The 18839-nt window shown below is 67.2% G+C and carries 19 protein-coding genes; 7 read left to right on the forward strand and 12 right to left on the reverse strand.

The window, feature by feature from the left end; genetic code table 11:
* The first annotated feature begins 392 nt into the window (after positions 1–392).
* Positions 393–1280 carry a GerMN domain-containing protein gene (locus D3654_RS10255; RefSeq protein ID WP_245413172.1) on the forward strand — a complete coding sequence of 296 codons (888 nt, stop codon included), beginning with the start codon at positions 393–395 and terminating at the stop codon, positions 1278–1280.
* A gap of 78 nt (positions 1281–1358) precedes the next feature.
* On the opposite strand, the gene D3654_RS10260 is transcribed toward D3654_RS10255, so the two are convergent.
* Genes D3654_RS10260 through hrcA form a run of 3 tightly spaced genes read right to left on the reverse strand, consistent with a single transcriptional unit; the run spans position 1359 to position 4352 of the window.
* The gene (locus D3654_RS10260; protein WP_120521396.1) at positions 1359–2135 is read right to left on the reverse strand and encodes a 16S rRNA (uracil(1498)-N(3))-methyltransferase; all 777 of its coding nucleotides are present in this window, start codon (positions 2133–2135) and stop codon (positions 1359–1361) included.
* Positions 2136–2153: 18 nt separating this feature from the next.
* Positions 2154–3281 (reverse strand): molecular chaperone DnaJ, encoded by a 1128-nt coding sequence (dnaJ, locus tag D3654_RS10265; protein WP_120521397.1) that lies wholly within the window; start codon positions 3279–3281, stop codon positions 2154–2156.
* Between the two features lie 57 nt (positions 3282–3338).
* Complete coding sequence (hrcA, locus tag D3654_RS10270; protein ID WP_120521398.1) at positions 3339–4352, reverse strand: heat-inducible transcriptional repressor HrcA; 1014 nt, start codon at positions 4350–4352, stop codon at positions 3339–3341.
* Between the two features lie 230 nt (positions 4353–4582).
* Here hrcA and D3654_RS10275 point away from each other — a divergent pair, with 230 nt between their 5' ends.
* Both D3654_RS10275 and D3654_RS10280 read left to right on the forward strand, forming a co-directional pair.
* Positions 4583–5458 (forward strand): DUF3097 domain-containing protein, encoded by an 876-nt coding sequence (locus tag D3654_RS10275; protein WP_120521399.1) that lies wholly within the window; start codon positions 4583–4585, stop codon positions 5456–5458.
* Between the two features lie 114 nt (positions 5459–5572).
* Entirely contained in the window at positions 5573–5986 is a 414-nt protein-coding gene (locus tag D3654_RS10280) for a DUF4870 domain-containing protein (RefSeq protein ID WP_120521400.1), read from the forward strand.
* 4 nt (positions 5987–5990) lie between these two features.
* On the opposite strand, the gene D3654_RS10285 is transcribed toward D3654_RS10280, so the two are convergent.
* The 3 genes from D3654_RS10285 to lepA all read right to left on the reverse strand — a co-directional run bounded on the left by D3654_RS10285 (position 5991) and on the right by lepA (position 9711).
* Positions 5991–6509 carry a hypothetical protein gene (locus D3654_RS10285; protein ID WP_162943703.1) on the reverse strand — a complete coding sequence of 173 codons (519 nt, stop codon included), beginning with the start codon at positions 6507–6509 and terminating at the stop codon, positions 5991–5993.
* A 119-nt stretch (positions 6510–6628) separates the two neighbouring features.
* Positions 6629–7858, reverse strand: coding sequence for a radical SAM family heme chaperone HemW (gene hemW / locus D3654_RS10290; RefSeq protein ID WP_120521402.1), 1230 nt, complete (start codon positions 7856–7858; stop codon positions 6629–6631).
* Positions 7858–9711: a translation elongation factor 4 gene (lepA, locus tag D3654_RS10295; protein WP_205571780.1), complete on the reverse strand. Its 1854-nt coding sequence runs from the start codon at positions 9709–9711 to the stop codon at positions 7858–7860. Before lepA ends, hemW begins: the two co-directional genes overlap by 1 nt.
* Positions 9712–9871: 160 nt before the next feature.
* Here lepA and D3654_RS10300 point away from each other — a divergent pair, with 160 nt between their 5' ends.
* Both D3654_RS10300 and rpsT read left to right on the forward strand, forming a co-directional pair.
* On the forward strand, positions 9872–10447 hold the full coding sequence (locus D3654_RS10300) for a type II toxin-antitoxin system PemK/MazF family toxin (protein ID WP_120521404.1): 576 nt from the start codon (positions 9872–9874) through the stop codon (positions 10445–10447).
* Positions 10448–10630: 183 nt separating this feature from the next.
* The gene (gene rpsT / locus D3654_RS10305; protein WP_070349386.1) at positions 10631–10891 is read left to right on the forward strand and encodes a 30S ribosomal protein S20; all 261 of its coding nucleotides are present in this window, start codon (positions 10631–10633) and stop codon (positions 10889–10891) included.
* Between the two features lie 117 nt (positions 10892–11008).
* Here rpsT and holA read toward each other — a convergent pair whose 3' ends face one another.
* Positions 11009–12025: a DNA polymerase III subunit delta gene (gene holA / locus D3654_RS10310; protein WP_120521405.1), complete on the reverse strand. Its 1017-nt coding sequence runs from the start codon at positions 12023–12025 to the stop codon at positions 11009–11011.
* 154 nt (positions 12026–12179) lie between these two features.
* On the opposite strand from holA, the gene D3654_RS10315 reads away from it, so the two are divergent.
* A complete protein-coding gene (locus D3654_RS10315) occupies positions 12180–12611 on the forward strand; it encodes a GNAT family N-acetyltransferase (protein WP_120521406.1) in 432 nt (143 codons plus the stop codon).
* Positions 12612–12634: 23 nt separating this feature from the next.
* Here D3654_RS10315 and D3654_RS10320 read toward each other — a convergent pair whose 3' ends face one another.
* Complete coding sequence (locus tag D3654_RS10320; protein ID WP_120521407.1) at positions 12635–13207, reverse strand: DUF416 family protein; 573 nt, start codon at positions 13205–13207, stop codon at positions 12635–12637.
* Between the two features lie 25 nt (positions 13208–13232).
* Entirely contained in the window at positions 13233–13484 is a 252-nt protein-coding gene (locus D3654_RS10325) for a DUF2283 domain-containing protein (protein ID WP_120521408.1), read from the reverse strand.
* Positions 13485–13880: 396 nt separating this feature from the next.
* Between D3654_RS10325 and D3654_RS10330 the strand changes: the two genes are divergently transcribed.
* Positions 13881–14132 (forward strand): hypothetical protein, encoded by a 252-nt coding sequence (locus D3654_RS10330; protein WP_120521409.1) that lies wholly within the window; start codon positions 13881–13883, stop codon positions 14130–14132.
* An 877-nt stretch (positions 14133–15009) separates the two neighbouring features.
* On the opposite strand, the gene D3654_RS10335 is transcribed toward D3654_RS10330, so the two are convergent.
* The 3 genes from D3654_RS10335 to D3654_RS10345 all read right to left on the reverse strand — a co-directional run bounded on the left by D3654_RS10335 (position 15010) and on the right by D3654_RS10345 (position 18786).
* A complete protein-coding gene (locus D3654_RS10335; RefSeq protein WP_120521410.1) occupies positions 15010–16821 on the reverse strand; it encodes a ComEC/Rec2 family competence protein in 1812 nt (603 codons plus the stop codon).
* Positions 16821–17696 carry a helix-hairpin-helix domain-containing protein gene (locus D3654_RS10340; protein WP_120521411.1) on the reverse strand — a complete coding sequence of 292 codons (876 nt, stop codon included), beginning with the start codon at positions 17694–17696 and terminating at the stop codon, positions 16821–16823. The genes D3654_RS10335 and D3654_RS10340 overlap by 1 nt, the downstream gene beginning before the upstream one ends.
* 94 nt (positions 17697–17790) lie before the next feature.
* Complete coding sequence (locus D3654_RS10345) at positions 17791–18786, reverse strand: DegV family protein (RefSeq protein WP_120521412.1); 996 nt, start codon at positions 18784–18786, stop codon at positions 17791–17793.
* Positions 18787–18839: the final 53 nt, after the last annotated feature.

The following is an 18839-nucleotide window of genomic DNA, read 5'->3' on the forward strand; positions in this document are numbered from 1 at the left end:
GTGTGGCCTATGCTCCTCCGCTGTGGATGTATGCGTTGCCTTTCCGGGCCCTGGCCTGCCCGCGGCAGGTGTTTCCCGGAATGATTCCCATCCTACGCCAGCAGCCCCGTGGCCCGACGGCGGCAGGCGGGTCCGGCAGGGCCGGTCCCGGACGGTTTGGTATCAACTCGGCATCGGCCGCGTATCAATAGCGTTTCAGTTCCGCCGGGGGCCGCGGAAGCGGCGCCGCGGGCTGCCGGGCTGTGCCAAGCTGAGTTAGGACAAACAGTCCAACTGCCCGTTTCGACGGGGCAGCTCAACACCTGCCGCAACGGCAGGACACCCAACAGCAGGAATCCAGCATCAGAACAGCAGCCAGCATCCGCAGGGGCGGCAAGCGGAACCATTCCGTCTTGTTCGTTTCCGCGCTGGCCGCTGCCCTCCTGCTGAACGGCTGCATCGCCGACGGCGGAACCGTGGAACAGGCCGGAGCCCCGGAGGCCGGGCAGCAGCAGGTCCAGAACACCCCGTCCAGCAACGCACCGCTGGAAACCACGCAGGCATCGAGCAAGGTGCCCGTGTACTGGATCGGCCGCAACGGCAGCGGGGTGGCCCTGCACCGCGAATTCCGCGACAACCCGGGCACGGAAAACCCCATCACCACCGCCCTGCGCACCATGATGACGGCGAAGCCGCTGGACCACGACTTCTTCACTCCGTGGCAGGAGCCCGGCGACCTTGCGACGTCGATTTCGGGCAAGAACGTGGTCACGGTGGACGTGTCCCGTGACGCCTTCAATTCGAACCTCGACGCCGGCATGGCCCGGCTCGCCGTGCAGCAGCTCGTGTATACGGCCACGGCGGCCGCGGCGAGTTCCGGGCTGATCGACTCCGGACAGCAGATCCAGGTGGTCATCCTGGTGGACGGCCACAGGGATTTCATGGCCTTCGGGCAGGTCAAGCTCGGCGCCCCCATGGTCCGCGACGCATCCATGGTGGCCCCGGTCTGGATCATCGACCCGCAGGAAGACCTCACCCTGGCCAGCGGTCCCGTGAAGTTCAACGGCCGCGCCACCATCGAGGGAGCGAAGCTGAAGTGGCAGATCTTCCGTGAGGCAGCAAACGGTGAGAAGGCCCTTTACCTGGACGGCGGAACCACCGCGTCCTCTGTGACCGGCCAGGGCGGCACCTTCAGTTTCACGGTCGGCCTCGGCACGGGCCGCTACGAGCTGCGGGTCACCTTGCCGGCGCAGGCCGGCGAGATGGCGTCCACGGACACCCGTTCCTTCAACGTCCGCTGACCTTCAGTCCTGACCCTTAACTTCGGCCCCGCCAGCATCAGCTGATTCCGCCGTGCTGCATTGCCCGACGAACGCGGGCTACCAGCGCCCGAGGATGTCGCTCGCCAGCACGATCGCGGCCGGGCCGGCAGTTGACGAGCGCAGCACGTGGTTGCCCAGCAGCGCAGTCACCGCTCCCTCGTCGGCCAGCCGGGTGACTTCGCGCGGGGTGATCCCGCCTTCGGGCCCCACCAGGAGCAGGACTTCGCGCACTCCGTCCGTGCCGCCGTCGGGCAGTCCCTCCAGCCAGTCCGCGAGGGCGGCGCGCAAGGGACGCTTGGCGTCCTCGTGCAGGATGACGGCGAGGTCGGCCGCCGCGACCGCTTTGGCCAGCCCGGCGCCGTCGACGGCGGGACGCACCTCGGGGATCCAGGCCCGCCGGGCCTGCTTCGCCGCCGCGGAGACGACCGACTGCCATTTGGCATGGGCCTTCGCGGCCCGATCACCCTTCCAGCGCACGATCGACCGTTCCGACTGCCAGGGGATGACGGCGTCGACGCCGAGTTCCGTGGCGGTTTCGATGGCGAGCTCATCGCGGTCGCCCTTGGCCAGGGCCTGGACAAGTACCAGCCGCACGGCGGGCCGCGGCTCCTCGCGGAGCTCCACGGCTTCGACGGTCAGTGTCCCCTGGCCGGTTTCGAGGACCGTGCCCACCAGGCGCTTGCCGGCACCGTCGGCGATGTCCACCGCTTCCCCGGCTTCGAGCCGCTTGACGGTGACTGCGTGCCGGGCCTCGGCCCCGTCAAGGACGAAGGTGTCGCCGGGCGTCAGCCCGTCGAGGGCTCCCGCCGGAGCGAAGAAGACGGGGTTGCTCATTGCTGCAGGCTCCCGGGGCTACAGGTTGCCGAACTTGTCCCGCAGCTTGGCGAACATGCCGCCGCTGGCCACGAGCTTGCCCTCGGTGAATTGTTCGCCGCGCAGCTTGGCGAGCTGGCGCAGCAGGTCTTCCTGGGCAGGGTCGAGCTTGCCCGGCGTCTCCACGTGCAGGTGCACCTTGAGGTCACCTCGGCCGTAGCCGCGCAGGTGGGTGACGCCGAGGCCGCGAAGGGTAATGACCTCCCCGGACTGGGTGCCGGACTTCACGTCCACTTCCTGCGGGCCGTCGAAGGTCTCGAAGCTGAGCTCGGTGCCGAGCGCGGCCGCGGTCATGGGCACGCTCAGGGTGGCGTGCAGGTCGTCGCCCTCACGGGTGAAGGTGGCATCGCTGTTGACGCGGATCTCGACGTACAGGTCGCCGGACGGACCGCCGGCGGGACCGGCTTCGCCCTGGCCGGAAAGCTGGATGCGGGTACCCGTGCCGACGCCGGCAGGCACCTTGATGGTCAGCGAACGGCGGCTGCGGATGCGGCCCTGGCCGTTGCACTCGTTGCAGGGGTCCTTGATGACGGTGCCGAAACCCTCGCAGGAACCGCAGGGCGCGGCGGTCATGACCTGGCCGAGGATGGAACGCACCGCGCGCTGGACCTGCCCGCTGCCGCCGCAGATGTCGCAGCGTTCCGGGTGGGTGCCCGGGCGGCAGCAGGAGCCTTCACAGGTGGGGCAGACGACGGCGGTGTCCACCTCGAGCTTCTTGTTCACACCGAACACGGCGTCCTTGAGGTCCACGCGGACGCTGATGAGCGCGTCCTGGCCGCGGCGGGTGCGCGAGGCCGGGCCCTGCATGCCGCCGCCACCGCCGAAGAAGGTGTCGAAGATGTCCTGGAAGGCGAAACCCTGGCCGGCGTAGCCGCCGCCGAAACCGTTGTCCGTGCCGTTCTCGTTGCCGGTGGCGTCATAGACGCGGCGCTTCTGGGGGTCGGAGAGGACCTCGTAGGCGTGCGTGACGGCCTTGAACTGCTCCGCCACGTCCTCCCCCGGGTTGACGTCGGGGTGCAGCTTCCGTGCAAGCTTGCGGTACGCCTTCTTGATCTCCTCGCCGGTCGCTTCCGGGGAGACGCCCAGGACGTCGTAGTGGCTGCTCAAAGTCGGTTTCTCTTCCTTCTTGTCCTGCTGTTCTTGCTGCGGTGGATCCGGCGGGCCTCAGCTGCCGAGGATCCTCGAAAGGTAACGTGCCACCGCGCGGACGGCGGCCATGCTGCTGGGATAGTCCATGCGGGTTGGGCCGATGATGCCGATCTTCGCGGAGGCACCCGGACCGTATCCAGTGGCGACGACCGACGCTTCGGACAACCCGTCATAGGGGTTCTCCCGGCCGATGCTGACGGTGACGCCGCGCGGATCCTCGGCCATTTCGGAAAGCAGGCGCAGCATGACCACCTGTTCTTCGAGGGCTTCCAGGACCGGGCCGATGCTCAGCGGGAAGTCGACGTTGGAGCGGGCGAGGTTCGCCGTACCGGCCATCATCATCCGTTCGTCGCGGCTGCTTTCGGCCAGTTTGTCCAGGCCGCGGGCGAGCACGGCCGCCGGGGCCTGCAGGGCCGGCGGACACAGGGCCACAACCGGCGCCAGCAGTTGCGGCAAGTGCGCCAGCGGCGCGCCGGAGATGCCGGACAGGAAGCGTGCCCGCAGCAAAGTGAGGTCCTCGTCGCTGACGTCCACGCCGGCGTCGACGACCCGCTGTTCGACCTTGCCGCTGTCCGCGATCAGCACCACGAGCACCTGGCGCGGCGCCAGGAGCACGAATTCGATGTGCCGCAGCTTGGCGCGCGTGGAGTGCGGGTACTGCACGACGGCGACCTGGTTGGTCAGCTGCGAGAGCAGCCGGACGGTGCGCTCCAGGATGTCGTCGACGTCGTCCGCTCCCTCGAGGAGCGAGTGGATGGCCCTCCGCTCCGCGGCCGAGAGCGGCTTCATCGCCGAGATGCGGTCCACGAAAAGACGGTAGCCCTTGTCGGTGGGGATGCGCCCGGCGCTGGTGTGCGGGGCCGCGATGAGGCCCTCTTCCTCCAGCAGCGCCATGTCGTTGCGGATGGTGGCACTGGACACGCCCAGATGGTGCCGTTCCACCAATGCCTTGGAGCCGACCGGTTCGCGCGAATGCACGTAGTCTTCGACGATGGCACGCAGCACTTCAAGCTTGCGTGGCTCGCTCATGCTCCTGCCTCCCCTCGGACGTTCCAGCCCTGGATTCCCTCGTGTCTTGTGCGCGTCCGCCTGCCGGCGGATCCGCAATTCTTAGCACTCAACATGCCCAAGTGCTAACAAGTCTAGTATGTGCCGGGCCGTTGTTAGCATTGGTACCGCTCGCGGCGAACAAGCTTCCCGCAGGCTCCGGCGGCTTCCGGCGGCCGGAACGACCTCCGACAGCGAAGTGGTGTGACACTGTGTCGTACGACAACTGGGGCCCCCGGACGCTTTCCGCCCCCGCCAAAAGGGCGCTTCCCGAGGTTCCGGCCGAACCTGGAATGGTCCTCGAGGACGTGCAGTCCGGCTGGGTGGGCGCAGTGGTCCGCATCGAGAAGTCCGGGGGCATGCACATCGTCGCGCTGGAGGACCGGCACGGCAGGACCAAGTCCTTCCGCCTCGGCTTCGGCTTCCTGCTGGACGGCCAGCCCGTCAAGCTCCTTCCGCCGGTGCCCCGGTCCGCATCAGCCAGTGCAGCGCCGGGTACGGCGGCCGCCGTCCCGGCCGGCCGCACCGCGTCCGGTTCCGTCAAGGTCGCCGGCCAGCGAGCCCAGGTGGCCAAGGCCAGCCGCATCTGGGTGGAAGGCAAGCACGACGCCGAACTCGTCGAGAAGGTCTGGGGCGACGACCTCCGGGTGGAGGGCATCGTCGTCGAGCCCCTGCACGGCGTGGACGATCTCAAGGCCGCCATCGCGGACTTCTCCCCCGGCCCCGGGCGAAAGCTCGGCATCCTGGTGGACCACCTGGTCCGGGATTCCAAGGAATCCCGCATCGCGGCCGACGCCATGACCCTCCCCGGGGCGGCGGGGAACGTCCTGATTGTCGGGCACCCGTACGTGGACGTGTGGCAGGCCATCCGGCCGAAGACGCTCGGGATCGAGCGCTGGCCGGAGGTGCCCCGCGGAACGGACTGGAAGACCGGCATCCTGAAGGCCTTCGGCTGGCCGCACGCCACCGCCGAGGACGTCGGCCTGGGCTGGCAGAAACTCCTGGGCGCGGTGCGCAGCTACGCGGACCTCGAAGCTTCGCTGCTGGGCCGCGTGGAAGAAGTCATCGACTTCCTCACCGCCCCCTGACCCTGCCTGCCGCAGCGGACCGCCCGCGCCATGCCGGGCAGCTGGTCCCGTAAGCACCCCCGACCCAGTATTCTGGGACAGCACCACCGGAACCGAGCCTTTAAGGAAGACACAGTGGCAGAGAACGCTCCCGACGGGATGGACGCCCCCCAGGGCGAGCCCCAGTACCACGGCGTCCCTGCCAACGCGCTCCCCCTGACCGCGGGTGAAGACCGCCAGTGGGCAACCCTGGCCCACTTCGGCGGAATCCTCGGCTGTGTACCAGCGCTGCTGATCTACCTGATCTTCCGGGACCGCGGCCCGTTCACTGCCCAGGAGTCCAAGGAAGCCCTCAACTTCACCCTGCCTCCCACCATCGCGGCGGTACTCGCCAACATCCTGGTGATCCTGCCGGTGGTGGGCAACCTGTTCGCGGTGCTGGCCACGGCGATCTGGGTGGCGCTGACGTGCTTCGCGGTATCAGCGGGTATCCGGGTCAACCATGGCCAGCCGCACAGGTACCGCTTCAACCTGCGCTGGATCAAGTAGCAGCCTAGAGGTTGCGGATCCACGCATCCGCGGACGGCAGCACGAACGGTACCGAGTCGCTCTCCAGGGCGGCGATGAGCAACGCGAGCAGCACCCAGCCGACCCACGCGCCGACCACATCGACCGCCCGGTTGCCCAGGGTCTCTTTCTCACCGAATCCCGGCACGTACCTCTCGAAGAATTCCCAGCCGATGGTGATGACCGCAACCACGACGAGCGGCACCGACCAGAAGCCCAACATGGCACCGGCCGAGGCATGGATCCACGACCACCGGTCGAAGGGGACATGGTCGATGTCCTGCGGCCCGTTGCCCTGCTTCTGGACGATGTCCCGGTAGCCCAGGTACAGGGCAAAGGCGACCCAGACCACCGTGCCGCCGATCCTGATGACCCAGGCGGCGGTGCCCACTTTCGGGTCGAAGGTCATCAGGGAGAGCAGCAGGAATCCTGCCACAACTACGAGGAAAAGGACTGCGCTCCGCCAGGGAACGCCGAACGGGGACTGCGCTGAAATCGAAGACATGATCCCTCCCAGCATTGGTCTTCACACAGCGGGCGGAGCCGGCCAGCCAGGGCGGATCGCCGGGCGTCCACGCACATGATATTCCCGGCAGGAACAGCTGAACAGGTGCCTGCGTGGCCCTATTCGGGCAGCAGCCGGCGCACCACGGCGTCGGCCAGGAGGCGGCCCTTCAGGGTCAGGACCAGGCGGCCCTTGAAGGCTTCCGCGGGCTCCACCAGCCCGTCCGCGATCAAGCCGGCGACGGCGTGCCGGCCGACGGCGTCGAGCGCGTCCACTTCCAGCCCGCTCCCCAGCCGCGCCTCCAGCATGATGCGCTCCACCTCGCGGGTTCCGGCGTCGAGGGTTTCGCGTCCTGCCGCCGGGGACTCACCCGCGGTGAGCCGGTTGGCGTAGGCGGTGGGGTGCTTGACGTTCCACCACCGGACCCCGCCGATGTGCGAATGCGAGCCCGGTCCGATGCCCCACCAGTCGTCCCCGCGCCAGTAGGCCAGGTTGTGGCGGCAGGCATGGTCCGGAGTGCGGGACCAGTTACTGACTTCGTACCAGGACAGGCCGGCGGCGGAAATGAGTTCGTCGGCGAGTTCGTACTTCGCGGCGTGGTCGTCGTCGTCGATTCCGGGGACCTCGCCGCGGCGCATCTGCGCGGCGAGCTTGGTGCCTTCCTCGACGATGAGCGCGTAGGCGCTGATGTGATCCGGCGCGTAGGACAGGGCGGCGTTCAGGGAGGTCCGCCAGTCGTCCATGGACTCGCCGGGTGTGCCGTAGATGAGGTCCAGGCTGACGTCGAGGCCGGCGTCGCGGGCCCACTGCACGGCCTGCGGCACGCGTTCGGGGCTGTGGGTGCGGTCCAGGACCTTGAGCACGTGCGGCACCGCCGACTGCATGCCGAAAGACACGCGGGTGAAGCCGGCGTCGGCCAGCAACTGCAGCGACTCCGGTGTGACCGAATCCGGGTTCGCTTCCGTGGTGACTTCGGCGCCCGGCTCCAGTCCCCAGTGCCCGACGCCGGCGCTCAGTATCCGCGCGAGGTCTCCGGCGGGGAGCAGCGTGGGGGTGCCGCCGCCGAAGAAGACGGTGCTGATCCTGCGGGCCGGGAGCCCGGACGCCTCCATGGCGCGGGCTGCGAAGTCGACCTCGGCCACTGCCGTGCCGGCGTAGGCGTCCTGGGACGCACCGCCGCCCAGTTCCTTGGCGGTGTAGGTGTTGAAGTCGCAGTACCCGCAGCGGACGGCGCAGAACGGGATGTGGACGTACAGGCCGAATTTCCGGTGTTCGACGCCGTCCAGCACCTGCGGGGGCAGCAGACCGTCCGCAGGTGCCGGATCGCCGAGGGGAAGGGCGCTTGGCACTACTTCTTGGCCTTGTCCTTGGACTCGTCGGTGGTGAGGGCGGCGATGAAGGCTTCCTGGGGAACCTCGACGCGGCCCACCATCTTCATGCGCTTCTTGCCTTCCTTCTGCTTCTCGAGCAGCTTGCGCTTACGGGTGATGTCACCGCCGTAGCACTTGGCCAGGACGTCCTTGCGGATGGCGCGGATGTTTTCGCGGGCGATGATCCGGGAGCCGATGGCGGCCTGGATCGGCACCTCGAACTGCTGCCTCGGGATCAGTTCGCGCAGCTTGGAGGTCATCATCACGCCGTAGGCGTAGGCCTTGTCACGGTGGGTGATGGCACTGAAGGCGTCCACCTGTTCGCCCTGGAGCAGGATGTCCACCTTGACGAGGTCGGCGACCTGTTCGCCGTCGGCCTTCCAGTCCAGGGAGGCGTAGCCTCGGGTCTTGGACTTGAGCTGGTCGAAGAAGTCGAACACGATCTCGGCAAGCGGGATCCAGTAGCGCATCTCCACTCGGTCCTCGGAGAGGTAGTCCATGCCGCGCATCTGGCCGCGGCGGTTCTGGCAGAGCTCCATGATCGCGCCGACGAATTCGTTCGGGGCCAGGATGGTGGCTGCCACCATCGGCTCGCGGACCTCATTGATCTTGCCCGAGGGGAATTCGGACGGGTTGGTGACCGTGGCGACCGACTTGTCTTCGAGGGTGACCTCGTAGACCACGTTCGGCGCGGTGGAGATCAGGTCCAGGTTGAATTCGCGTTCCAGGCGTTCGCGCACGATTTCAAGGTGCAGCAGGCCGAGGAAGCCGACGCGGAAGCCGAAGCCCAGTGCGGCGGACGTCTCCGGTTCGTAGACCAGGGCGGCGTCGTTGAGCTTGAGCTTGTCCAGGGCTTCACGCAGGTTCGGGTAGTCCGTGCCGTCCAGCGGGTAGAGGCCGGAGAAGACCATCGGCTTCGGGTCCTGGTAGCCGCCCAGCGATTGGGTGGCCGGCTTGGCGAGGTTGGTGACGGTGTCGCCGACCTTGGACTGGCGGACATCCTTCACGCCCGTGATCAGGTAGCCCACCTCGCCGACGCCCAGGCCCTTGGACGGCACAGGCTCCGGTGAGCTGACGCCGATTTCGAGGAGCTCGTGGCTGGCCTTGGTGGACATCATCTGGATCCGCTCGCGCGGACTCAGGTGGCCGTCGACGACGCGGACGTAGGTAACCACGCCGCGGTAGGTGTCGTAGACGGAGTCGAAGATCATGGCCCGTGCGGGGGCATTGGCGTCGCCGACCGGGTTGGGGATGTCACGCACGATGCGGTCGAGCAGGGCTTCGACGCCGACGCCGGTCTTGCCGGAAACCTTCAGGACCTCTTCGGGGTCTCCGCCGATCAGGTTCGCCAGTTCTTCGGCGTACTTCTCGGGCTGCGCGGCCGGGAGGTCGATCTTGTTCAGCACCGGGATGATGGTGAGATCGTTCTCCATGGCGAGGTAGAGGTTGGCCAGGGTCTGGGCCTCAATGCCCTGGGCGGCGTCCACCAGCAGCACCGCGCCTTCGCAGGCGGCCAGGGAGCGGGAGACCTCGTAGGTGAAGTCGACGTGGCCGGGGGTGTCGATCATGTTCAGCGCATAGGCGGTGTTGTCGACTTCCCAGGGCATGCGGACGGCCTGGGACTTGATGGTGATGCCGCGTTCACGCTCGATGTCCATGCGGTCCAGGTACTGGGCCTTCATGTCGCGTGCCTGCACCACGCCGGTGAACTGGAGCATCCGGTCGGCCAGGGTGGACTTGCCGTGGTCGATGTGGGCAATGATGCAGAAGTTCCGGATGATGGCCGGATCTGTTGCGGCAGGCACCGGGGCGGTGCGGGCCATGGGAGACACGCAGGAGTCCTTACTGTCGACACTCACGCGGAAAAGTTGCCCGGACAGTCCTGCCGTCCCGGCGTGCACCGCATATCTGAACTCATAGTCTCCCATGAACCCCGGCTCCGGCGCGCATCGGATTCGCCCCGGTGCCGCGGCCGGCGGATACGGTGGTGGGATGGCATCCCTCTTCAGCACCATCCTCGCCGGATCCCTGCGCTACCTGCGCCGGCTGGCCGGCGGAAATTCACCGGCCTCACCGCCGCGTACGCAGCGGCGAGGCACCCCGGGAACCGCGGCTCGGGGAACAACAGCTCGCGGAACCGCAGCGAAAGGGCAGCGGCGCGCCTCGCCGCCGTCCGGCGTCGGGCATTACCCGGGCGACTTCCACGGCCCGCTGGCGCCCCGCTACTCCCCCGCTTTGGACGGCAGGCCCGATCCGGGCGAGATCGTCTGGACCTGGGTGCCGTTCGAGGAGGACCACACGAGGGGCAAGGACCGCCCCGTGCTCCTGGTGGGGCACGACGGGCCGTGGCTGCTGGGCTTCATGCTGACCAGCAAGGACCATGACAACGGACGCCGGGAGGATGATTACGTGGACATCGGGACCGGTCCGTGGGATCCGCAGTGGCGACCGAGCGAGGTGAAGCTGGACCGGGTCGTCCGGGTCGATCCCGAACGGGTGCGCCGGGAGGGCGCCACCTTGGACAATGCGACGTTCCAGACGGTCGCGGACCGGCTGCGGCGGCGCTAGGCGCACCGCGGAAAACCGGAATCCAGGTCCACGCGAAGTGTCTGCTAGGATTGATGGCTGTATGTCCGTGCAGGTCGACGGCCATGCATGGTTGGCTGCCATAGGCATCCCCACGCCGCTCAGTCGATGGCCAACCTGATAACCCTCTAGACCATTTCCGCATTAAAAAGAGAGTTCACACACGTGGCTAATATCAAGTCCCAGAAGAAGCGCATCCTCACCAACGAGAAGGCTCGTCTGCGTAACAACGCCGTCAAGTCCGAGCTGAAGACGGCCATCCGCGCCGTCAACACCGCCGTTGAGTCTGCTGACAAGGATGCTGCAACGACTGCTCTTGTAGCTGCCAGCCGTAAGCTGGACAAGGCTGTCAGCAAGGGCGTTATTCACAAGAACAACGCTGCGAACCGCAAGTCGGCGATCTCCAAGAAGGTCAACGCACTCTAAGGTTTTTCCAGTTCGACTGAGCTGAAATTGGGGCCGGCCCGTTTGGGCCGGCCTCATCGCATTTAACGCGTTCAGTGGTGCCGGTTCAGGGGCCGCCGCACTTGCGGCCTTGCTGCCTCAGCGGCCGCGGGCCGAGGCGGCGATGACTGTTACGGCGTGTTCCACCGCGTACACGGGATCACGGGAAAGCCCCTTCACTTGGGCATCCGCCTCAGCTGTGACCTGGATGGACCGGATCAGCCCCTCCGGTGTCCAGCGCCGGACGTCCCGCTGGGCCTGTTCCACCAGCCAGGGCTGCATGCCCAGCTGCTTGGCGATCTGCGCCGAGGAGCCCTGCGCCCCGGCCACCCGGGCCAGGGTGCGCAGCTTGGCGGCCAGCGCGGCGACAAGCGGCACAGGGTCGACTCCAGTGGCCAGGGCGTGGCGGAGGCTGGATAGGGCCAGCGGGGCGTTCCCCGCCATCGCCGCATCCGCGACCTTGAAGGCCGTGGCCTCGACCCGCCCGCCGTAGTAGCGCTCGACCATGGCGGCGTCCACCGCAGTGGCGGCGTCGGCGATGAGCTGCCTGCATGAGGCAGCCAGCTCGGACAACGACGTGCCGACGGCGTTGACCAGGGCCTGCACCGCCTCACCGTCGATCCGGCGGCCGCCGGCCTTGAACTCGGCCACCACGAATGCCACCTTGTCCGCGTCCTTCTTCAATGGCTGGCAGTCCACCACCGGCCAGCCCGCGGCCTTGATGGCGTCCAGCAGCTTTTTGCCCCTCGTGCCGCCGCTGTGGCGCAGGACCAGGACGACGTCGTCTTCCGGTTTGGCCACGTACGCCAGCGCATCGCTGAGGAAGGCCTCGTTCATGGCCTCGAGCCCTTCGACCTCAAGCAGCTTGCCCTCGCCGAAGAGCGACGGCGTCACCGTCATGGCCAGCGCGCCCGCTTCATAAGCGCCGGCGTTGAGCTTGCTGACCTCGACGTCGGGCATGGCTTCGCGGACAAGCCCGCGGACGCGGTCCATGGCACGGATGCCCAGGTACTCCTCCGGCCCGGTGATCAGCACTACGGCGGCCGGCGTGACGTCCCGCCAGGTGGCAGCATTCGCCGACGGGGTCTTGGCTTTCGAGGCCTGGGCAGCAGCCAACTGTGCTTCCTTCCGGACGGGTTTTGTGCAGGGTTCCAGTCTCCCACGATCGCCGGGCGATCCCGAGCCGCCGGCTCCCGGGATCGACTCCCGTTTCTGAACTCCCGTTTCTTAGGATGAGCCTGCAGTTCACGGGCTCCTCTAGGATGGCCGCATGACCAACGGCTACACACTGTTCGGGCGTCTTCCTACTCCGGAAGAGCATCGCCGATTAGCCGAAGCAGTCGGCTGGTCCCACGCCTTTGAATGGGAGACGATGGCGGCAGCTTTGAACGGATCGCTGGCCGGCGTGGTGGCCCTGGCGGACGGGCAAGTCATCGGCATGGGACGCCTTGTCGGAGACGGCGTCAAGTTCTTCTACGTTCAGGACCTTGCCGTTCTGCCCGCCTACCAGGGTCAAGGCATAGGGACAGCCCTCCTGCGCAGCCTCCTGGATTATGTGTGCCGTTCGTCGCCGGCCACTGCATTCGTAGGGCTTTTCGCCACCGAAGGCGCTCAGAGCTTGTACAAGCGGGACGGCTTCACGCCCGGCGATATGAGAGGCATGTTCAGGCTCATCGCGCCGGCAAGCATTAGCAGTCAGTAACGGGCAAATGCCGGGACTGTGTGTCACCGAACGGCGGCTGCCCACTCCTGCCCTTCCTTCCGGGCCCGCTGGCGCAATTCGGACAAGGGCCGGGCGTTCCTAACGGACTCAAGATCCCGCTGGGTTGCGGAAATGGCCGACTGTACGACAGCGGATTCAAAGGATGCCTTTTCCTCGGCCTTGGTCATGAAGCTCCCGCCGGGGTTTGCCTGAAGGTATGCGAGATTCGCGGCGTCAAAGATCTGGCGCGCAGCCCAGGCAGCGTGTTGGGGGTTGTTGGTGCGCCACGTCCTGATGGCGTATCCCGCGGCAGCTGCAGCGTTGCCTGCGTAGCCCGCGCCGGCTGTCCACCCTTCGTCGTCCTCGTCTGGAACCATCGCCTCTGCTTCAGCCTCAAGACCAGTCGCATCGACATCTCTGCCCGAGGCGACCTGCCAAGCTGACAGGACGATGACGCCGAGCCGCCACTCACGGAGCGGGTCGCCGACTTGCCGCGCATATCGATCGGACAAGGGCAACATACGCTCGGCGCACGCAGCGGCAAAGGCTGTCTTAGCGAAACGGTCAAGAGGTTCCAGATGCAGCATCAACAGCATCTCATGTATTCAAGCACCAGAACTGTCACTCCGCAGGCGGTGCTGGCTTTCTGTCTCGATCAGGGTTTGCCTCCGCAAGAGTTTCACGGGTTAGCCTTTTGTCGGCGTCCATGACTTCGACGCCAATCAGGCGACCGTCTCTGTCAAAATCCAGGTTGATCATGCCACCCACCTCAATTGGATCGCATGAGTAAGTCTTGGCGGCGGATCCGGCGTATATGTCCTCCACGAGATAGATATACGCTGCATTGGCAGAAGGGTCGTATTTGATTCTCATAGGCCTGCCTTCTTCAGGTTCTGGATTTACTGGGGTTTTGCATTGTTGATCACTGTGGTGATCCTTCCGTCAACCGTTCCTAAGAATAAGCGTGCTTCGCCCTAGCAGCCGGCTTTTCATTTTCCGTCCTTGAGGTATTGGTACGGTTTCTGCGCGAGAGCGTCACCATCATCCAGCCAAGGCCAGAGTCGCCTCATACTCCCTAATTGGATCCGAAGGGCCCCCTTGTGCAATGGCGAACGTCATGCAAGAGTGCACGGACAGTGGCGGCGGTTGCACCGAAATCCCGTCCGGATGCTCAGGGGGAAGTATTGAACACGACAAACTGGAGCGTGGAAAGCCGTAGAAACATCCGGACGATGATCGACTGGTGCGGAAGTAAAGCGAATCTCGCCAATGACTGAATCCATCCATCCTGAGGTCCAGCGCACCCTCAGCGCGATTCAAGTTCGCGTGTCCCGCCAAATGACCACCATCGAGCATCATGTTCGCGTGGCCGAAGTCCTCAGACTCTTCGACATCGATGCAACCGGCAACGAAACAGGCGTGTATTACGGAGACCAGGGCGTTGAGCTGGAAGACCAGCCATTGGTCTGGGCCATTCACACACTCGTTGAGAGACGATTCGGTATCCCGGAAGGACTATGAATCGGCCAGACCGGATGGCCCTCAAAGGGGCCCTTCGAATCCAGTGTCGCCTTCTGGCGTTGCGGGACGGTTGGCTTTCGCGAGGACCTGCACCGCTGGATGTCAGTCTCCAAGGGTGCGGAGCTTGGCCGCAACGAATTCCTCATCAGAGAGTGCCCCCTTTGCATGGAGCTCTGCCAGGAGAGCCAGCTCTGCCGCCAAGGATCCTCTGCCCCACGGCCTGCCAAGCAACATCCGATTCGCTCCCGTGCGGGCCTGGGCCGACGCTGATTCTTGCGTAGTCTGTCGTCGTGAAGAACCTTTCACGGAAAATGCGATGAACAGGGTTATCGCGAGCACACCTAGCGCGATTCCCAAGGGGGCCCGGAACGGCTCCGCTGCGATTGCCACAACCGCAATAACCACCCCAGCAACTGCAGAGGATCCAATTATCCAAAGCCAGTTCCGGCTAAGGCTGAACGCGAATATGTAACCGGGTTCGGTCGGAACCGCATTTTGGTTCATCTGCCGAGGATAACCCCGCGAATACTCATTGAACATCCCTGATTCCGTAGCCACCGGCTCATTTGCCAGTCAGCATGTGGCGAGGGTGAGCGACGCGCGAAGCCAGCATCGCAGATTCCGTTGTCTGCGCGGCTACGTCGAGAACTAGATCAAGCGCGGAAACACCCTATGTCGCGAGCCGGGCCCGGCGGCTGTTGCGGCACGCAGCTTGGTCGCGCCTGGTTGCGACCGCGGGCCGTCCGTGAACTAAGTGAGGGCTTAGGAGCATGATCTCGGATCCGCCGAAGGTGAACGGGACATGTTCCAATTCATGTTCGCAAGGGTGGGCTGGCGCATTAGCAGTCAGTCACCTGCAGAGAGTGCTCGGACGAGCTCATCGAAGCAGCCGCCTAGTTCGCGGCAACCCCTCCGGCTTTTCAGATATGTGCCAGCGTGAGGTCGCGGCGGGTGACCGCATCCGCAGTCGGAAAGGCCGAGGGCGGTGTTCCAGCCACGCCTCGAAGCCCTCGATCCGCTCCACAACAAATCCGTGGCTGTCCAAAGCGAACCGCAGGCACCGGGCCGGGTGCAGGAGCAGCCAGAGCAAGGCCTGGTTGCCGGCCGAGCACAGTGTCATGGTGACCATTCCCCACGCACCCTCGGGCCACGGCAGCACCGCACCCGGAAGGCCGGCGAGGAACCGCGCGATTCCCGCGATCGCCCCGACGCACACTGCGGCCGCCCCCAGAAGCACCGCTGCTGCTCCCTCGTGGACAGCCAGGACAGGCACTGCAAGGGTTCCGAGGACCGTCACGGGCGCAACGAACGGCGCCATCACGATATTGGCCAGCAGGGAAAAGACCGTGAATTGCGGCTGCAGGCCCACAATGACGGGCGCGCAGAACAACTGCGCGGAAAGGGGCACCGCCAAGGCCGCAGCGACGGGCCGGGGCAGCCAGGCCGGTGCCCGGGCCATGAGCGGACGGGCCAGCAGGATGATCCCCAAGGTGGCGAGGACCGAGAGCAGGAACCCCGGGCTGCCGGCCAGGGACGGCTCGCCAACGAGAAGCACGGCAACGGCAAGGCACAGGAAACCCAGGCTGCGCCCCGGCCGTCCGCTGCTGAGTCCAAGCAGGCCGATCGCCCCCATGACCGCGGCGCGGAGCACGCTCGGCTCGGGACCGACCAGCCACACAAACGCGCCCAGGCCGCACAGGGCCAGGACAACAGCGGCCGGACGGCCGAACCGGCAATTCCTCGCGAGAAGAATCAACAGTCCCAGAATCAGGCTGCAATTGGCCCCGCTCACCGCCGTCAGATGCGTAGTGCCGGTGTCGCGCATGGCCGCGACAAGTTCTTCGTCCATGCCGTCCGTGTCTCCGATGACCATCCCGGGCAGCAGGCCCGCCGGATCGCCGCCGAGCTTCGCTGCGGCGTCGCGGTACCGCTCCCTCATCGTGGCCGCCCAGTCCGGCGCTGCGCTTTGTGGTGTTTCTGGCCCTGCGCCCCGAGCCGCACGCTCCGGGTCTGTCGCGTGCTGCAGGCTGCCCCGGGCCGGGAGTGGCCGCGTGCTCGCCGTGAAGACCGCCGTCTCCGCTTGTCCGGGGCGGGCCTGCGCCAGTTTTCCGGCGGCCCGGATGCGTTCCCCGGCGCGGGGTTCCTGCCAGCCTTCGCCGCCGACCACGAGGATCCGGGTGGCCGGGCGGTAGAGCTTGCCGCCAGCGGCGAGCTCGAGCAGTTCGGCACTGAGGATCCATCGTTCGGTCCGTCCGGCGCCTGCACGGACTTCCTTGGCCTCGCCGGTGACCAGGAGGTTCACGAGGGCGGTGCCGTCCGGGCCGGGGCCGGCGACCGGCAGGCTTGACCGCGCGGTGGACACGGTCAAGGTGTGCGCGGCCGCCGCGGCGCCCAGGAGGCATGCCAGGGACAGCGCTGCAGCCAGGTTCCGGCGACCGGTCCGGGCCTGTGTCCGGCCGGGCCGTGGCCTTCGCCATCTGCCGGCCACGAGCAGCAGGACCGCGCCGCCAAGCAGGAACGCCACGATGCCGGTGGTCCATGCCGGGGACAGGTGGCTGCCGGCCAGGGCCGCCGTCCAGGCCAGCACGGCGGAGGGCACGAGCCGCAGGTCCAAACGCGGCCCCGGATCGGCGACGCTGCCCGTGTCTTCTCCGACTCCGGAGCGGCGCATCGGTCTGCGGCCGGCCATCAGACGGTCACCAGGGGAAGGAGCGCTTCGAGCATCTTGGGGCCGACGCCATCCACGGCGTCGAGTTCTTCGACGGCGGCGAAGGGGCCGTGTTCTTCCCGCCAGGCCACGATGCGCTCGGCAAGGACCGGGCCGACCCTGGGCAGTTCATCGAGCTCAGCCGCCGAGGCGGTGTTGATGTTGATCCTGGCGCCCGCCCCGCCCGCAGAACCAGTGCCGCCGCCGGTGGTGCCGTCAGTGGCGGAAGAACTGCCACCCGCTCCGGCCGTTGCGGGTTCCTCCCCCTTCCTTGGAACGTGGATCCTGGTGCCGTCCTGGACCACCGCGGCAAGGTTGAGGCTGTCCAGGGACGACCCGGAAGCCGCCCCTCCAGCTGCGGCGATAGCCTCGAAGACCCGGGACCCCGCGGGCAGGCTGACTATCCCTGGCTTCTTCACGGCACCGGCCACGTGGACCACGATGCGGGTGCCCCCGGAATCGCCGGCTCCCGGGCCAGCCGAGCCCGGTTCCGCTCCTGGCGGGGCCGGGCTGGAGACGTCCGCGGGTGTCCCGTCCGACGCCGCCAGTTGTTCCGCGGGAGGCCGGCCGGCCCACGCCTGCCAGCCAATCCAGAGGGCCAGCAGCAAGGCCGGAATGAGGAGCAGGGCCGGGACCCGCCAGGGCACCCGCCAGCGGACGCGGGAGGTCCGGCCAGTTTGCGCGTCGTTCCAGTCAAGGTCCTGCAGCGTGGAGGATTCCCTGCCCGGGAGGAGCAGGTCATCCCCCGGCCCTTCCGCCCCGGAAACCGTTTCCGCGACACCCAAACGGGATCTCAGCCGGTGCCTGGCTGCGCGCGCGGCATCGCCGGCTAGCGGGTCCTGGTTCCGGCGCGGCATGGGTCCGAGCCTAGGTTCCGCGGGGCTGCGCCGCTGCCCAAGGCAGGTGCTATGTGGAAAGCCGCGCCCGTGCGGAGCCTGTGGAGGAACGGAGTTACTGCCCTGGCACGGCCGTACCGGGCGTGCTGCTTTCGCCGACAATCACGGCCAGGACGCCAAGTCCCGCGTGGGCGCCGAGCACCGCTGGCAGGGCACTGAGCTGTGCCTCCGGCGTGCCGGGGCACAGGCCTGCCAGCCGTCCGGCCAGCCCCTCCGCCTCGGCGAGGTTCCCGAAATGGTGGACGGCGAGCCTGGCTTCGCCGGCCGGGCGGGCGGCGACGTCGGCGGCGACGATCTCCTCGAGCCGGGCGATCGCCTTCGCGGCGGAACGGACCTTTTCGAGCGGCACGATCCGGCCGCCGTCGACCGCCAGGATCGGCTTGATGGCGAGCATGGTGCCCAGCAGGGACGCGGCGGCGCCGATCCGCCCGCCGCGGCGCAGCTGCTCAAGGCTCGGCACATAGAAATAGACCTTGGTGCGGCGGAGCCGCTCCTCTGCGAAGACGCGCACGTCCCCGGCGGAACGGCCATCGGCCGCGGCCAGGAGCGCGCTTTGCACGCCCATCCCCTGGGCCATTCCGACCGTGCGGGAATCGAGGACTTCCACCGGGATCGGAACGCGGCCGGCGGCCAGTGTGGCGGCCTCGACCGTTCCGGACAGCTCGGCGGAGATATGGATGGACACCACGGACTCGAAGCCGCGCGCCGCCGCGGCCAGGTATGCCTGTTCGAACTGCCCGGGGGACGGCCGGGACGTCTTCACGGCCGAACCCGAGGCCAGCGCGAGGGCCAGGGTGGTGGTGATGTCGTCTTCGCCTTCGCCGAAGATTTCCTCGCCCACCATGACGGGCATCGGAACCACGGCCAGCCGGCCGTCGTCGACGAAGGCTTTCACCCAGTCCGCGGGCAGTGCCGCTGCCGAATCGGTCACGACGGCGGTGCGTACGACGGCGGGCGCCGCACCTGGGGTGCGGCCCGGCGTCGTCGACTGCCGCAGCCGCGACAGCCGCTGTTTGAGCCATAGCCATGCAGGCGGTTCACGGTCCGGCAACGGGCACCTCCTGGAGCAGGGCTGGGTGATGGATAGGCCGCCGGCCGGGAGCC

The organism is Arthrobacter celericrescens (assembly GCF_003614925.1).
Classification (GTDB): domain Bacteria; phylum Actinomycetota; class Actinomycetes; order Actinomycetales; family Micrococcaceae; genus Arthrobacter; species Arthrobacter celericrescens.

Coding starts and splice junctions, on each gene's coding strand:
- D3654_RS10260 (WP_120521396.1), bottom strand. CDS start 2,135: ATGAGCAACCCCGTCTTCTTCGCTCCGGCGGGAGCCCTCGACGGGCTG.
- hrcA (WP_120521398.1), bottom strand. CDS start 4,352: ATGAGCGAGCCACGCAAGCTTGAAGTGCTGCGTGCCATCGTCGAAGAC.
- D3654_RS10285 (WP_162943703.1), bottom strand. CDS start 6,509: ATGTCTTCGATTTCAGCGCAGTCCCCGTTCGGCGTTCCCTGGCGGAGC.
- D3654_RS10300 (WP_120521404.1), top strand. CDS start 9,872: ATGGCATCCCTCTTCAGCACCATCCTCGCCGGATCCCTGCGCTACCTG.
- D3654_RS10315 (WP_120521406.1), top strand. CDS start 12,180: ATGACCAACGGCTACACACTGTTCGGGCGTCTTCCTACTCCGGAAGAG.
- D3654_RS10320 (WP_120521407.1), bottom strand. CDS start 13,207: ATGCTGTTGATGCTGCATCTGGAACCTCTTGACCGTTTCGCTAAGACA.
- D3654_RS10325 (WP_120521408.1), bottom strand. CDS start 13,484: ATGAGAATCAAATACGACCCTTCTGCCAATGCAGCGTATATCTATCTC.
- D3654_RS10330 (WP_120521409.1), top strand. CDS start 13,881: ATGACTGAATCCATCCATCCTGAGGTCCAGCGCACCCTCAGCGCGATT.
- D3654_RS10335 (WP_120521410.1), bottom strand. CDS start 16,821: ATGGCCGGCCGCAGACCGATGCGCCGCTCCGGAGTCGGAGAAGACACG.
- D3654_RS10340 (WP_120521411.1), bottom strand. CDS start 17,696: ATGCCGCGCCGGAACCAGGACCCGCTAGCCGGCGATGCCGCGCGCGCA.